The 14,843-nt window shown below is 64.7% G+C and carries 11 protein-coding genes; 8 read left to right on the top strand and 3 right to left on the bottom strand.

Annotation, left to right across the window (positions count from 1 at the left end; all coding sequences use genetic code 11):
- Positions 1-233 precede the first annotated feature (233 nt).
- The 3 genes from DOM45_RS13265 to DOM45_RS13255 are packed head-to-tail and all read right to left on the bottom strand — an operon-like array spanning position 234 to position 3,124.
- Positions 234-1,037 carry a DeoR/GlpR family DNA-binding transcription regulator gene (locus DOM45_RS13265; RefSeq protein ID WP_205909465.1) on the bottom strand — a complete coding sequence of 268 codons (804 nt, stop codon included), beginning with the start codon at positions 1,035-1,037 and terminating at the stop codon, positions 234-236.
- A complete protein-coding gene (locus DOM45_RS13260; protein WP_110601253.1) occupies positions 1,034-2,122 on the bottom strand; it encodes an alcohol dehydrogenase catalytic domain-containing protein in 1,089 nt (362 codons plus the stop codon). Before DOM45_RS13260 ends, DOM45_RS13265 begins: the two co-directional genes overlap by 4 nt.
- 51 nt (positions 2,123-2,173) lie before the next feature.
- The gene (locus DOM45_RS13255; protein ID WP_205909464.1) at positions 2,174-3,124 is read right to left on the bottom strand and encodes a substrate-binding domain-containing protein; all 951 of its coding nucleotides are present in this window, start codon (positions 3,122-3,124) and stop codon (positions 2,174-2,176) included.
- A 308-nt stretch (positions 3,125-3,432) separates the two neighbouring features.
- Between DOM45_RS13255 and DOM45_RS13250 the strand changes: the two genes are divergently transcribed.
- The 8 genes from DOM45_RS13250 (at position 3,433) to DOM45_RS13215 (ending at position 14,595) form a co-directional block, all read left to right on the top strand.
- A complete protein-coding gene (locus tag DOM45_RS13250) occupies positions 3,433-4,995 on the top strand; it encodes an FGGY-family carbohydrate kinase (protein WP_110601250.1) in 1,563 nt (520 codons plus the stop codon).
- Complete coding sequence (locus DOM45_RS13245; RefSeq protein WP_110601248.1) at positions 4,992-6,818, top strand: glycerol-3-phosphate dehydrogenase/oxidase; 1,827 nt, start codon at positions 4,992-4,994, stop codon at positions 6,816-6,818. The genes DOM45_RS13250 and DOM45_RS13245 overlap by 4 nt, the downstream gene beginning before the upstream one ends.
- Positions 6,815-7,666, top strand: a complete 852-nt coding sequence (locus DOM45_RS13240) for a class I fructose-bisphosphate aldolase (RefSeq protein ID WP_110601247.1) — start codon at positions 6,815-6,817, stop codon at positions 7,664-7,666. Before DOM45_RS13245 ends, DOM45_RS13240 begins: the two co-directional genes overlap by 4 nt.
- Before the next feature lie 163 nt (positions 7,667-7,829).
- The gene (gene metK / locus DOM45_RS13235) at positions 7,830-9,050 is read left to right on the top strand and encodes a methionine adenosyltransferase (RefSeq protein WP_110601246.1); all 1,221 of its coding nucleotides are present in this window, start codon (positions 7,830-7,832) and stop codon (positions 9,048-9,050) included.
- A gap of 92 nt (positions 9,051-9,142) precedes the next feature.
- Complete coding sequence (locus DOM45_RS13230; RefSeq protein WP_110601244.1) at positions 9,143-10,390, top strand: cation:proton antiporter; 1,248 nt, start codon at positions 9,143-9,145, stop codon at positions 10,388-10,390.
- Positions 10,391-10,516: 126 nt separating this feature from the next.
- A complete protein-coding gene (locus tag DOM45_RS13225; protein WP_110601243.1) occupies positions 10,517-11,839 on the top strand; it encodes a TAXI family TRAP transporter solute-binding subunit in 1,323 nt (440 codons plus the stop codon).
- A 47-nt stretch (positions 11,840-11,886) separates the two neighbouring features.
- Entirely contained in the window at positions 11,887-12,381 is a 495-nt protein-coding gene (locus DOM45_RS13220) for a DUF1850 domain-containing protein (protein ID WP_110601242.1), read from the top strand.
- A 24-nt stretch (positions 12,382-12,405) separates the two neighbouring features.
- Positions 12,406-14,595 carry a TRAP transporter permease gene (locus DOM45_RS13215; RefSeq protein ID WP_110601240.1) on the top strand — a complete coding sequence of 730 codons (2,190 nt, stop codon included), beginning with the start codon at positions 12,406-12,408 and terminating at the stop codon, positions 14,593-14,595.
- Positions 14,596-14,843: the final 248 nt, after the last annotated feature.

The following is a 14,843-nucleotide window of genomic DNA, read 5'->3' as shown; positions in this document are numbered from 1 at the left end:
CGTGGCCTCGCCCGATTGACGCCGGCATTGGCACCATCTCGAGATAATTGGTCCTCCTCGTTCGATCGGTGGCCGCCATGCCTATCAGCAGTTCGATGGCCATCAGCGGACCCGTAGCCGTTGACGCTTCGAGCTGAGTCGGGAGTTTCCCGCCGCTGCTCTCGCAAGAACGGTCTTCGGTGACTCCCAGCGATGCTCGGAGAGCGGAACTTCGCCTACTCAGGTCGAGCCCGTCATAGCCGAATCAGGCGATAACGAACCCCGGCCTCGTCCAGCGTGGTGCGATGCTCGACGGTAAGGCTTTCATCGATCAATACGAGGTCGAACTCGTCGAGATCGGCGAGCCGGTGCAGCGCGCCATGGCCGAACTTGGCACTGTGGACGAGCAGGATCCGGCGCTCTGCCGCCGCCATCTGGGCGCGCTTGATCTGGGTCACCGTCGGGTCCTGCACGTAGGCGGTAGTGCCGAGGATCGCCGAGGCGGAAAGCACCGCGACATTGGCGCGCAGGTTGGCGAGCGTCTGTTCGCAGAGCAGGCCGAAGGTGGCATTGAAACGGGGCTGGTAGTCGCCGCCCAGGGTGATCAGCTTGATACCGCTGGCGGTCTTGAGCCGGTCGATGCTCTCCAGGCCATTGGTGATCACGGTCAGTGGCTCCCGCGCCGGCAGTAGCAGGGCGAGTTCGGCGGCAGTGGTGGAGTCGTCCAGCATCACCGCTTCGCCGGGGGCGATCTCCTCCAGCGCCGCGCGGGCCAGGGCCTGCTTTTCTCGCGTGGCGATATGCGAGCGCAGTGCGAAGTTGCTTTCGAACACGCTGGAAGAGCGCGTGGTGACTCCGCCGTGCTGCTTGTTGACCATGCCCTGCTCGGAGAGGGCGTCGAGATCGCGGTGCACCGTCATCCGGCTGACGTCGAAGCGCTCGGCCAGCTCGTCGACCTGGGCCGAGCCGGCCTGGATGATGTAGTCCAGCATCGCCTGGCGGCGCGCTGGCGCCCCCCGGGTCACGGCACGCGTCGTCATGTCTGCGGGCGAGGTCATGACGCTCCCGTCGTCAACACGACCTTGATCGAGTCGCGTCGGGCGGCGATCTCGAAGCCGCGTTCGAAGTCGGTCAGCGCAACACGGTGGGTGACGATGCCGCGAGTCGTCACCAGCCCGCGGGCCAGCAGGTCGATCGCCACCGGGTAGGTATGCGGGGAGAGGTGCGAGCCGCGGATATCCAGCTCCTTGCGGTCGCCGATAGTGGACCAGTCGACGCTGGTGGGCTCCTTGAAGACGCTGAACTCGACGAAGCGGCCGAGCTTGCGTAGCGATTCCAGGCCCTGGGCCACGCCGCTCGACGACCCCGTGGCGTCGATATAGACCTCGCAGCCGTAACCGCCGGTGAGGGCCCGAATCTCCTTGGCGATATCGTCGCGATGTGGATTGAAACCGTGATCGGCACCGTAGTCGTAGGCCATTGCCAGGCGGTCGTCGTGGGTGTCGACCAGAATCAACTGCCTGGGCGTCTTGAGCCTGGCGAGCTGCACCATGGCCAGGCCGATCGGGCCGCCACCGGCGATCACCACGGTGTCGTCGAACTGAATCTCGGCGCGGTTGACGGCGTGGATGCCGCAAGCCAGCGGTTCGAGAAAGGCGGCTTCCTCGACGCTCAGGCGTGGGTCGACCGGGTGCAGTACCGCATTGGCCGGCACGCGCAGGTACTCGGCCATGCCCCCATCGGCGACACCGCCCTGGAAGCCGAAGATATGATGCACTTCACACATCCAATAGTGCCCGCGCTGGCAGTAGAGGCATTTGCCGCAGGGGAGGATCTGTTCCGGTACGACGCGATCACCGAGCGAGACGCCGAAGTGTTCCCCGGCACCCTCGCCCAGTGCGACGACTTCCCCCGCGAATTCGTGGCCGACGATCATCGGTGGTTTGACGAAAGGGGCGAAGCGGTCGCCGTCGCCCCAGTACATGGCGGCCCCGTCGCGGCACTTGAGATCGCTGGAGCAGATGCCGCAGGCCTGGATGCCGAGAATCAGTTCGTTGGGGCCGGGCCGGGGCGTGGGCACACGCTCCAGCCGGTAGTCGCCGGGGCCACGACAGACCACGGCTTGCATGTCATCGGGTAGCATCGTCACGGTCTCCTGAACGGGTGAGCGGAAATCCACGTCAAACGTCGCCGACTATAGATAGTCTTCGACGTTGTCCTGATCGATGAATACATGTCCCGTGTCGATGTACTCGGGCACTTCCGCACCATTGGCGCGCTGCCAGGCACTGATGATGAACCAGTACCCCATCAGTCTCGGGCGTAGTGCGGACGTGGAATCGATGACGCCTTCCTGGATCAGGCTCAAGGTCTGGTTGAGATCATCGATACCGACGATTTTGATCTTCCCCGCCTTGCCGGCTTCCTTGACTGCCTGGCCAATGCCGATGGGGCCGGCGGCATTGGAGGGAATCCAGCCATCCAGCTCGGGATGGGCCTGCATGATCGCCGCCGCCTGATTCTGTGCCGTGGAGATGCTGTCGTTGTCGACACCGGTAGCGACGACGTCAATGTCGGGATAACGATCGAACACCGCACGGCTGCACTCGGCGCGCTGCGCGTGGTTGGAAGCCGTTGGCACGCCCATCATGATGGCCACGTTGCCTTTCTGGTCGAGGAGTTCGACCAGGCGTTCTGCCGCCACCATCGCCTGGGTGCAGTAGTCGCTGCCGACGACGGGGAGATGCATGTCCTCGATCCCCTTGTCATCGATGACCGAGACGGGAATCTCCTGCTCCAGGGCCTCGCGGATCACGGCGCGGTTGCCGGTGGGGTCGAGCAGGTCGGTGATGATGGCGTCGGGTCGAGTCGCGATGGCTCTCTCGAGTATCTGATTCTGTTCTGCAACGCTGGCACTCTGGGGCGCGGTGTATTGAACCGTGACCTCGGCACCGGTCAGGCGCTGAATCTCGCGAGCCGCTTCCTGAGCCCCCTCGTTGAGCTGGTCGAACCAGGGGTGCACGACCTTGGGAACCACCACGAAGCGATACTGGCGCTGGGCATCATCGGCATGGGCGGTGGTGGAGATCGCCCACAGGGCCAGCGAAAACACATAAAACAGGTTTCGAAGCATGGCGTTACACATGATGTTTCACTCCTGCGAGGAGAGGGCTTTTTTGTTGATGTGTAGGAGAACGCTGTCATGTTGATCGGCGATGAAGAAATAACATCAAAAAGTGACGATGCGCCCTATGACTTTGGTCTCGATAAAACCGTTTCGTCATGGGGTTAGTTTTAACTATCTGAAATTAAATTAATTTTTCAAATTTTAGTTCTGGTTTAACACCATCGTCTAACGTCCAGGTATCACAAGATGGTGTTAGAAATGGCGCTCATGAAGCTCTCGCAACGATAGGCAAGTGTGCCGGCGGGGCCAATACACGGGAGGCAGCCATGTCGCGCGGTTATCTGCTGGGGCTGGACGGTGGCTCCAGCTCCACCAAGGCGGTGATTTTCGATACCCGGGGCAACGTCGTGGGAATCGGGCGGGAAGCGTCCCGGCTCGAGCATCCCCAGGCGCACTGGGTCGAGCGTGACATGAACGTCGCCTGGGCGAGCGCCACCGAATCGATACGCGCCGCCCTGGCGGCTGCCGGTCTCGAGGGCGGTGAGATACTGGCGGTGGGGGTCACGGCCCACGGCGATGGGCTCTATCCACTCGATCGAAAGGGTGAGCCGCTCGGCCACGCCATCACCTCGCTCGATAGCCGTGCGGCGGGTATCGTCGAGCGGTGGTGCGAGCGGGGTCTGCGCGAGGAGGCGCTGACGCGGATCGGGCAGACGCCTTTCGCCTTCTCGCCGGTGACCTTGCTGGCGTGGCTGCAGGCCAACCAACCCGAGCGCTACGCCGCTCTCGCCCACGTCCTGACCTGCAAGGACTGGCTGCGATTCAAGCTGACCGGCGAGATCGCCACCGACTTCACCGAGGCCAGCACCGGCTATACCGACGTCAACACCCAGCGTTACAGCCGCGACGCACTGTCGATGCTGGGCATCGCCTCGGCCTTCGAGGCCCTGCCCGACGTTCGCCTGCCCGAGGAGATCGCCGGCCAGGTCTGCGCGTCGGCGGCGCGGGCCACCGGCCTCAAAGCCGGTATACCGGTCGCCACGGGGTTGCACGACGTTACCGCCAGCGCGGTGGGGCTGGGCAATATCGCATCGGACACACTGACCATTGCGGCCGGGACGTTCAGCATCAACGAAGTCTTTTCCGACGCGCCCAAGCCCGATCCGCGTTGGGCGACACGCAACGGGCTGCGCCCTGGCCAGTGGCTCAACATGGCGATTTCACCGGCTTCGTCGAGCAATCTCGAGTGGTTTCATCGTCAGTGGGGGCAGCCGGGAGACGGTGGTACCGGGGCCTTCCTCGCCGACATGGAGGCGGCGCTCGACGCCGCCTTCCGCAGCCCGTCACGACTGGTCTACCACCCGTTCCTTTATGGTTCGCCCTACGACGAGCCGGCCAGTGCCGGGCTGTTCGGTCTCCAGGGCTGGCACGACCGGGGCCATGTCCTGCGCGCGATCCTGGAAGGGGTGGTGTTCAATCACCGGGTGCATGTCGATGCGCTGGCGTCGACGTTCCCTATCGATCGCATCCGGATCACCGGGGGCGGCAGTCACTCGCCGCGGCTGGCCCAGCTGTTCGCCGACTCGCTGGGGCGACCGCTGGAAACGTCGCGAATCCAGGAGGCCGCGGCCTGGGGCGCCGCGATCTGCGCCGGCGTGGCAGCCGAGATATTTCCCTCCATCGAGTCCACCACGGCGCTTTGCGAGGTCGATCACCGCTATAGCCCCGATTCGGAGCGCCAGGCAGCGTGCCAGCAGGGCTTCGAGCGTTATCAGTGTTTGATCGAAGGCATGAGAGCGCTATGGGCGACACTGGATGCCGAGGCGTCGCCCTCGGATTTGCCCGACACCCCGACCGAATCCACGCCGACGATGGGAGCAGGACAATGACGGAACCCGCCAATGCCGCACCGCTGACGCGCCGGCAGACCCTGGATCGACTGCGCGCGGATCCCGCGGTGTCGGTGCTGATCATCGGTGCCGGAATCAACGGCGCCGGGCTGTTCCGCGACCTGGCGCTGCAGGGCGTCGATACCTTGATCGTCGACAAGCAGGACTTCTGCGCCGGCGCCAGCGCCGCACCGTCGCGACTGATCCATGGGGGACTCAAATATCTCGAGACCGGCGAGTTTCGGCTGGTGGCGCAGTCGACCCGCGAGCGCAACCTGCTGCTGCGCAACGCGCCGCACGTGGTGCATCCGTTGCGCACGGCAATGCCGACGCACAGCTGGTGGGGCGGGATCTGGCCGTCGATCCAGCGGTTTCTGCGTCGTCCGGCGAAGATCGACGATCGCGGCATCCTGATCAGCGAAGCGGGGCTGACGCTCTACGACTTCCTCGGCCGCCATTTCCGCAGCATGCCGCGTCACTCGGTGACGCTGGGGAAGCGGGTGCGCGAGTCGCTGCCGGACGTGCGCCACGACGTCAAGGCGCTCCACACCTACTACGATGCCGCGATCAGCCAGGCCGAGCGGCTCGGATTCGAGCTGATCGACGACGGCTGCCGTGCCCATCGCGGCGCGATGGCGCTCAATCACGTCACCCTGACCGGTAGCGATGGCGAGGCGATAACCTTCGCCGACGGAGACGGCAGCGCCTTCCAGGTGCGCCCGCGGATCATCATCAACGCCGGCGGCGCCTGGATCGACGAGATCAACCGTCAACTGGGCCAGGAGACGCGGCATATCGGCGGCACCAAGGGCGGGCACCTGGTCGTCGACGTGCCACGGATCCGCGATCAGCTCGATGGACGCATGATCTATTTCGGCACGCCCGATGGCCGCATCTGCCTGATCTATCCGTTCATGAGCCATGTGCTGGTCGGCGCCACCGACATCCGCTGCACCGACCCGGATCAGGTCGTCTGCGACGACGCCGAGCGCGACTACCTGCTCGAAGCGGTGCATTACCTGTTTCCCGAGGTGACGATCGGTCCGGATCAGGTTCGCTACCGCTATAGCGGCGTGCGGCCATTGCCGCGCAGCGATGCCGCCGATCCGGGCCAGATCAGCCGCGATCACGCCATCGTCGAGGATCGCATCCACGCCTGGCCGGTGTTGTCCCTGGTGGGGGGCAAATGGACCACGTTTCGCGGGTTCGCCGAGGAGGCGGCCGACGACCTGCTGGCGAGACTGGGGCGTCGGCGCGAGATCGATACCCGGCAGTTGGCCATCGGCGGTGGGCGGGACTTTCCCCGCGATGCGACCTCGCGGGAGGCGTGGCTCGCCCGGGCGACGGCCCTCTGCGAGGGCGACCGGTACCGGGCCATTACCCTGCTGGATCGCTATGGCACGCGGGGCGAATCGGTGGCACGGCACTGCGCGGGGATGAATGCCGGCGGCGCCTGCCGTCAGCGGCCGCTGGATTCGCTGCCCGGTTATCGGGTCGGGGAGATCGATTTCGTCTGCCGCTTCGAGCGCGTCGAGCATCTGGCGGACGTGCTGTTCCGGCGTCTGCCGATCGCGCTGGCCGGCCTGCTCGACAGCGCGGTGATCGAAGAGGTCGCGACACTGTGCGGCGGGGCCCTGGCGTGGTCGGAAGACCGTCGTCGGGAAGAGATCGACAGGGTACGGGAGATCGCCGTGCGCATGCACGGTGTCTCGCTCGCCCCGGCTGCCGACGACACCACGGGCAGCGCTACCGAGCCGTCTCCTTCTTCGCCGGGAAGCGCCCCGCGGGAGGGACCCTCCTCCACTCAGGAGTCAGCATCATGACCCACAGATTTTCCGCCAGCGGATTGAGAACGGGGCGGCTGTTCCGTCGCGAGACCGGCCTGACCTGCATGGTGGCGTTCGATCGCACGCTGCTGGCGGGTCCGGTGGCGCATGCGATCGATGCGCGCCGCACCTGCGAAGCCATCGTCAACTCGCGTCCGGATGCGGTACTGCTGTCGCCGGGCGTGCTCAAGTCCTGCGGGGCGCTGTTCGCCGACAGTCGAGCTCCCAGGGTCGTGCTGCGAATCGACTATCCGATGGTGGGCGACTTCACCCTGGCGGGGGAGGAGCATCACCGCATGATCGCCACCCCCGCCCAGGCGCAGGCGATGGGCGCGGATGCCGTGGTGATGTGCCTGATCTCCGGCTACGACGACCCTCGGCGCGAGGCCGACAATCTCGAGGCGGTGGCGGTGGCGGCGCGTCAGTGCGAAGCGATCGGGCTGCCGCTGATCGTCGAGGCGGTGGTGTGGGGGGCCAGGGAGGAAGGGTTGCTCGATGGCGAGCGTATCGCGCGAGTCGCGAGAATCGCCGCCGAGCTGGGAGCCGACCTGATCAAGGCACAGTACACCGGCGATCCCGATGATATGCGGGCTTTGACGGAGAGCTGTCCGGTGCCGGTGCTCGTGCTGGGGGGCGCCGCGATGAACGATGACGAGGCGTTGACGCGATTTACCCGGGGTGCGCTGGACAATGGCGCCAGCGGCGTGATCTTCGGCCGCAACGCCTGGCAGCGCGAGGGCGTGACCGGGGGCATCGAGCGGCTGGTCGCCATCGTGCATGGGCGTGACGCCGACGGAGGCGATGCGGCGCACGGCGAAAGCGATGGCGGCGGTGGCAAAACGTAGGCAGCTAGCTATTCTGTGTGTAGACTTTTGTACCCTGTCCCGATCCACTCGGGGCAGCGATGCCGTGCGTCGTTTCATCCGTCCTTCCGACCGGCGGCGCTGCGTTTTGTCAGGCGGGCCGCGCGCGTCCCGCAACCAGTGAACGAAGGGATCTCCGTACGCCATGAGTGAATACTCTCTGTTTACCTCCGAGTCCGTGTCCGAGGGGCACCCGGACAAGATCGCCGACCAGATTTCCGATGCCGTGCTGGACGCCATCATTGCCCGTGACAAGCAGGCCCGCGTCGCCTGCGAAACGCTGGTCAAGACCGGCGTGGCCATCGTCGCCGGCGAGATATCCACCACCGCCTGGGTCGATCTGGAAGAGCTGGTGCGCAAGGTGATCATGGATATCGGGTATACCTCGTCGGAGGTCGGCTTCGATGGCGAAACCTGTGGCGTGATCAACCTGATCGGCAAGCAGAGTGTCGATATCGCCCAGGGCGTCGACCGCAGCAAGCCCGAGGATCAGGGGGCGGGGGACCAGGGCCTGATGTTCGGCTACGCCACCAACGAGACCGAGTCGTTCATGCCGGCGCCGATCCACTACTCGCATCGTCTCGTCGAACGCCAGGCGGAACTGCGCAAGAACGGCACGCTTTCGTGGCTGCGTCCGGACGCCAAGAGCCAGATCACCTTCAGCTACGACGACCAGGGCCAGCCCAACGGGGTCGATGCCGTAGTGCTCTCGACCCAGCACGATCCGGACATCTCCCAGGATGACCTGCGCAAGGCGGTGGAGGATCTGATCATCCGCGACGTGCTGCCAGCGAAGTGGATTCACCACAACACCCGGTTCCATATCAATCCGACCGGCAAGTTCGTGATCGGCGGTCCGGTGGGCGATTGCGGTCTGACCGGGCGCAAGATCATCGTCGACACCTATGGCGGCATGGCGCGTCACGGCGGCGGTGCCTTCTCCGGCAAGGATCCCTCCAAGGTCGACCGCAGCGCCGCCTACGCCGGGCGTTACGTGGCCAAGAACATCGTTGCCGCGGGGCTGGCCGACAAGTGCGAGATTCAGGTCTCCTACGCCATCGGTGTCGCCGAGCCGACCTCGGTGTCGATCAATACCTTCGGTACCGCCCGGGTCAGTGAGGCCAAGATCATCGAACTGGTGCGCGAGCACTTCGACCTGCGCCCGCACGCGATCACCCGCATGCTCGATCTGCTCCATCCGATGTATCAACTGACCGCGTCCTACGGCCACTTCGGCCGCGAGCCGTTCGAGTCCAGCTATACCTGGACCGACGTCAACGGCGAAACGCAGACCGAGACCTTCACCGCCTTCCCGTGGGAGAAGACGGACAGGGCAGAGACCCTGAGGGCCGCCGCCGGGCTGTGACGAGTCCCGGCACGGCCAGCGGTACAGGACATAGCGGACCCGCCCACCGGGTCCGCTTTTTTGATGGGGCGGCGACGACAGGGAAGGGGACGATGCTGGAAATTGCAGCCATCTTCATCACGATCACCGCGCTGTTCGCGTGGTTCAACTATCGATTCATCAAGCTGCCCGCGACGATCGGCGTGATGTTCATCTCGCTGGTGACATCGGTGCTGCTGATCGCCTCGAGCCACCTCGGGTTCGACGCCATCACCGACTGGGCCGAAGCCTGGCTGGGACAGATCAACTTCAACGCCCTGCTGATGGACGGAATGCTCTCCTTTCTGCTGTTCGCGGGTGCGCTGCATGTCGATTTCCATCAGTTGAAGCGCTACCGCTACTCGATCGGCCTGCTCGCCACCGCCGGGGTGTTGATCTCGACGGTGGCGATCGGCAGCGCCGCCTGGTGGCTCTTCCGCACCTTCCATATCGGTGTGCCCTATCTCTACTGCCTGGTCTTCGGCGCCTTGATCTCGCCGACGGATCCGATCGCCGTTCTCGGCATCATGCGCAGTGCCGGTGCGCCGGAGGACATGGAGATCAAGATCGTCGGCGAGTCGCTGTTCAACGATGGGGTCGCGGTGGTGGTGTTCACCATGCTGCTGGGAGCGGCGACCGCGACGGAGGCGCTGACGGTGACCCACTCCGCGATGCTGTTTCTGGAAGAGGCCGGGGGCGGGATGCTGCTCGGGCTGGTGATGGGGTATGTCGCCTACCGGTTGATGAAGAGCATCGACCAGTATCAGATCGAAGTGCTGGTGACCCTGGCCCTGGTACTGGGTGGCTACACGCTGGCGACGCATCTGCAGGTCTCGGGGCCCATCTCGATGGTCATCGCCGGGCTGTTCATCGGCAATCGCGGGCGCGAATACGCCATGTCGGACACCACCCGCCGCTACGTCGATGGCTTCTGGGAACTGATCGACGAGATCCTGAACGCGGTGCTGTTCGTGCTGATCGGCCTCGAGTTACTGCTGATTCCCTTCGAATGGTCGTACTTGATCGTCGCGGGCCCGGTGATCGGCGTGATCCTGCTGACGCGCCTGGCCACCATCGGCCTGCCCATCGTCGTCTTGAGTCGCTGGGTCCACTTCCGCCACGGAACCACGCGGGTGCTCACCTGGGGCGGGTTGCGGGGCGGAATCTCGGTAGCGCTGGCGCTGGGCCTTCCCGAGAGCGATTACCGCAATACGCTGGTGATGGTGACCTACCTTATCGTGCTGTTCTCGATTCTGGTCCAGGGCTTGACCATTGGCGGCGTCGTGCAGCGGGTATTGGCACAGGGATCTGACCCGTCTTAGACTTTAGTGGTATGTGACGGCTCAGGCATGGTATCGGCGCCGGGCGTTCCTTACTCTTGTGTCATCGTGTTGTATCTTCTTCTTCGGCCGACCGGCCGATGGTATTCAAAAATGACGGGGTGAACCATGATGTTACGCACAGGGATGCTGGTCGCGGCACTAGGCCTGTCCGGCGCGCTGCTGGTGGGCTGCGGCGATGACAGCGATGATCAGGCGAAGAGCGAGACTCAGGAACCGTCATCCTCCCAGCAGGAAACCCAGTCTTCCGGCTCCGATTCCCAGGAGATGGCCGCTTCCGACTCCTCCGGCAGCGAAGGCAGCAGTGGCGGCGAGCCGGTGAACCTGATCTTCGGCACCGGCGGTACCGGCGGCTCCTACTATCCGATCGGCGGCGCGCTGAAGAGCGTGTTCGAGCAGAGCGATCTGGTCAATGGCGTGCAGGTGGTCTCGACCGGCGCCTCGGTGCAGAACATCAACAACATCACCGATGGTCTCAACCAGGTCGCCATCGTGATGAGCGACGTGGCCTATGACGCGGTCAAGGGCCAGAACCAGTTCGACGGCCAGCCCGCCGATATCGAGACCATCGCCGGGATGTATCCGAACGTGGTGCAGGTCGTTGCCACCGCTGACAGCGATATCCACAGCATTGCCGATCTGAAAGGCAAGCGCGTCGGCGTCGGCAAGGTCGGCTCCGGGGTCGAGCAGAGCGCCGCCAAGGTGCTGGAGTCTGCCGGTCTGAGCTACGACGATCTGGCCCAGGTCAGCCATACCGGTTACGCCGACAGCGTCACCGAGATGAGCAACGGCAATCTCGATGCCGCGTTCTTCACCTCCGGCGTTCCCAACTCCAGCATCACCGGTCTGATGCAGAGCACCGACATCACCTTCGTACCGGTCAGCGGTGACGTCGCCTCCAAGCTGCTGGAGAAATACCCGTACTACGAGAACTACGAGATCCCGGCCGGTGCCCCCGAGCGCTACAACCTGGGCGATGCCGTGGACACGGTGGCGATCCGCAACATCCTGATCGTACCCTCCTCGATGCGCGATGATGTCGCCGAGGACCTGGCCAAACGCTTCCACGACTATCTGGAATCCGGCAACGTTTCCGTCGGCGCACTCAAGCAGTTCGACCCTGCGACCATGGACCAGAATCTGGTCGTGCCGTTGCATCCGGGCGCCGAGGCGTATTACGAGACGCTGGCTGGCTCCGCGGATGCGAAGTCCGGCGACGCCGCCGCGACCACTGGCGACAACAGCGATCTCTCGGAAGAGACTGCCTCCATGCCGGCCAACGAGCAGGCGGCCACGACCGAAGCCGATGGCGCCGAATCCGAACCGGCCAAGCAGACCAGCGCCGAGACGCCAGAAGACAATATCGACACGACCGAAGGTAGCGACACCAGCGGCAGCGAGAACGCCCAGGACAAAGAACCGCAGTCCTGAGCGTCGGCGGGCGTCACCGGCAAGCATTGCGATGACGTGTGATTCCGATGCGTAAAACCTGGTTGAGTCTGGCAGCGGTGGCGATCCTCTTGATCGCCACCGCTTCGGTTCCGCTGCCGTGGTTGGTCATCCGCGAAGGGCCACAGTGGCGGTTCGCGTTTCCCGGGTGGCAGGGGACGACCTTCACCATTCGCTGGATGCATTCGGTCGAAAAAGAGGACTGGGAAGAGTGGTTCAGGGTGACCGATGCCGACGCCATCGAGATCACCGGGACGCGCTTCAAGACCTTCGGCGCCGGTGTGCCGTCGGATGCCGGCACCGAAACCCATCTCGAGGACGGTTGGGTAGTGATGACCGGGATCGATCGCGACGTCGATCCGTTGGCCGTCCAGGCCGCGGCAGAGGAGCACTACAGGCTGATCTTCGCCGGCCACACCATCGCCTTGTCTCGGGGTGACCCGCCGCCGATTCTCACCTTTTCCATCATCAGGGTGCCGTTGTGGCAAGCACTGCCGGCACTGTTGCGTCCCTGGTTATCGTAGATTCCCGCCTGGCGAGGAAGAAGTATGTCCGAACAAAAAGTCACGGTTTCCGCCGATGCTCCCGAGGATCCGTCGGTCAAGGAGGCGCTGGAGAAATTCGATCGCGAGAGCCTGGTCCGGGATCGACTGCCGCACAGAGTGATCCAGTTCGTCACCGCGGTGTCGGTACTGCTGGCGCTGTTCCACCTCTACACCTCGTTCTCCGGGCCGCTGGTGGACGTCGCCCAGCGCAGCATTCACCTCTATACGCTGCTGGGGCTGGCGTTCATCCTCTATCCGTTGACCCGCAAGGGCGCGCGGGACCACGTGCCGTGGGGTGACGCCATCCTCGCGCTAGTCGCCTTCGGCATCGGCGTCTACATGCTGACGGTGTCGGATCGGGTCATCGCCTCCGCGGGGCGCATCAACAATGTCGACATGGTGGTCGGCTTCGTGGCGATTCTGCTGGTGCTGGATGCCACGCGTCGGGTGACCGGCTGGGGGCTGACGATCCTGGCCTCGCTGTTTCTGCTCTACGGCTTCTACGCCAAGCTGTCGTTCTATCCACAGGTGAACGAGGCGATCGTTCTCGCGACGTGCAAGCAGATCGTCTCGCACCTGGTGTATATCACCGAGGGCTTGCTGGGCACCGCGATCGGGGTCTCGGCGAGCTACATCATCCTGTTCATCCTGTTCGGTGCCTTCCTCGGCAAGTCTGGCCTGGGGCAGCTGTTCAACGATCTGGCGCTGGCCATCGCCGGGCATACCCGGGGCGGCCCGGCCAAGGTGGCGGTCATCGCCAGCGGCTTCCTGGGGTCGATCAACGGCTCCGCCATCGCCAACGTGGTGACGACCGGCGCCTTCACCATTCCACTGATGAAAAAGACCGGCTACAAGCCCAATTTCGCCGGCGCGGTGGAGGCCGCGGCCAGCGTCGGTGGGCAGATCCTGCCGCCGATCATGGGCGCGGCGGCGTTCATCATGGCCGAGGTGCTCTCGGTGCCTTACACCCAGGTGATCCTGGCCGGCATCATCCCGGCCCTGCTCTACTACCTCGGGGTGCTGTTCCAGGTGCATCTGCGGGCCATGCGCAACGGGCTGGAGGGGATTCCCCGTTCGCAGTTGACCCCGCTCAAGGAGGTGATGCTCAAGCGCGGTCATCTGTTGATACCGATGGCGGTGCTGCTCTGGCTGCTGTTCGAGGGCCGTGCGCCGTTCTTCGCCGCCTTCTGGTCGATCGCCGCGACGGTGCTGATCTGCGGCACGCGTCGCGTGACCATCGGCTTGAGCCTGATCCTGGCGCTGTTGATCTTCGAGCCGCAACTGCGGGCGCTGATCGGTGGTCATGCGCTGCCCAATTTCCCGGCCAGTCGCTGGGTGCTGTTCCTGATCATCGCGATTCCGGTGGCGATCAATGCGCTCCGGGCCAGGCTCGGGATGGTGGCCGAGAAGATGGATGTCGGGGATTGCCGCGATGCCATGCACGACGGCGTGCGCAACGCGATTCCCGTGGCGGTGGCCTGCGGCGCGGTGGGGGTCATCGTGGGGATCGCCACGCTCACCGGCATTGCGCTGGAAGCGGCGGATGCCGTGGTGACACTGGGCCAGCAGATTCCCATTCCGATGATTCAACTGCTGGTCACGCTGGTGCTGACCATGATCGCCTCGATCGTGCTGGGCATGGGACTGCCCAGTATCCCGACCTACATCATCACCAGCACCATGGCGGCGCCGATTCTGCTCAACCTGCCGCTGTTCCGCGAGCTGGCCGGCAGCAACGAGACGGCGATCTTCGTCGCTCACATGTTCGTATTCTACTTCGGGCTGTTCGCCAACCTGACGCCCCCCGTGGCGCTGGCTGCCTATGCGGGCGCCGGCATCAGCGGCGGGTCGCCCAACGCCACAGGCTTCCAGGCGATGAAGCTGGCGATCGCCGGGTTCGTGGTACCGTACATGTTCGTGTTCGCCCACAGCATGCTGATGATCGATGCGACGCTGTGGAACACGCTGTGGGTCATCGTGACCGGCGTGGTCGGCGTGCTGCTGCTGGCGGTGGCGGTGGAGGGCTACCTGCGCCGGCCGCTCAACCCCTTCTGGCGGATCCTGGCGGCGGTCGGCGCGCTGGCGCTGATCTTCCCGGGGCTGGCCAGCGATGTCGTCGGCGCGGTGATTACCGTGGTGCTGTTCCTGCTGGCCAAGGCCAAGCCGCCCCAGCAGGCACCGGTCGGCGACTGACGGCTACCCGACAGCGGCCTGCTTCTGCATGACGCCGTCGAGCTCTACGGCAACGCCCGCGCTCCCGCCAGGGAGGGCGGGCGTTTTCGATGGTGGGCTGTCGACCGGACCTGGCGCCACCGGGCACGTCGCCGGCGGTGGCAACGATCCATCGAGTGGCATCGACGGGCATTCCTGGCCGAGGTTTGCTATAAGGAATTCAAGGCACCCATCCGGCAGCAGAGGTGTCAGTCAACGACCGATGAGGA

Origin of the sequence: Salinicola lusitanus (assembly GCF_003206045.1) — a bacterium.
In the GTDB taxonomy this organism is placed as follows: domain Bacteria; phylum Pseudomonadota; class Gammaproteobacteria; order Pseudomonadales; family Halomonadaceae; genus Salinicola; species Salinicola lusitanus.
This window is presented reverse-complemented; position numbering and strand designations above follow the sequence as displayed.

What these genes read in the sequence shown, in the direction of transcription:
- DOM45_RS13265 (WP_205909465.1), bottom strand. Translation starts at nt 1,037, where the DNA reads ATGACCTCGCCCGCAGACATGACGACGCGTGCCGTGACCCGGGGGGCG.
- DOM45_RS13245 (WP_110601248.1), top strand. Translation starts at nt 4,992, where the DNA reads ATGACGGAACCCGCCAATGCCGCACCGCTGACGCGCCGGCAGACCCTG.
- DOM45_RS13240 (WP_110601247.1), top strand. Translation starts at nt 6,815, where the DNA reads ATGACCCACAGATTTTCCGCCAGCGGATTGAGAACGGGGCGGCTGTTC.
- DOM45_RS13250 (WP_110601250.1), top strand. Translation starts at nt 3,433, where the DNA reads ATGTCGCGCGGTTATCTGCTGGGGCTGGACGGTGGCTCCAGCTCCACC.
- DOM45_RS13225 (WP_110601243.1), top strand. Translation starts at nt 10,517, where the DNA reads ATGATGTTACGCACAGGGATGCTGGTCGCGGCACTAGGCCTGTCCGGC.
- DOM45_RS13220 (WP_110601242.1), top strand. Translation starts at nt 11,887, where the DNA reads ATGCGTAAAACCTGGTTGAGTCTGGCAGCGGTGGCGATCCTCTTGATC.
- DOM45_RS13215 (WP_110601240.1), top strand. Translation starts at nt 12,406, where the DNA reads ATGTCCGAACAAAAAGTCACGGTTTCCGCCGATGCTCCCGAGGATCCG.
- DOM45_RS13255 (WP_205909464.1), bottom strand. Translation starts at nt 3,124, where the DNA reads ATGTGTAACGCCATGCTTCGAAACCTGTTTTATGTGTTTTCGCTGGCC.
- DOM45_RS13230 (WP_110601244.1), top strand. Translation starts at nt 9,143, where the DNA reads ATGCTGGAAATTGCAGCCATCTTCATCACGATCACCGCGCTGTTCGCG.
- metK (WP_110601246.1), top strand. Translation starts at nt 7,830, where the DNA reads ATGAGTGAATACTCTCTGTTTACCTCCGAGTCCGTGTCCGAGGGGCAC.
- DOM45_RS13260 (WP_110601253.1), bottom strand. Translation starts at nt 2,122, where the DNA reads ATGCTACCCGATGACATGCAAGCCGTGGTCTGTCGTGGCCCCGGCGAC.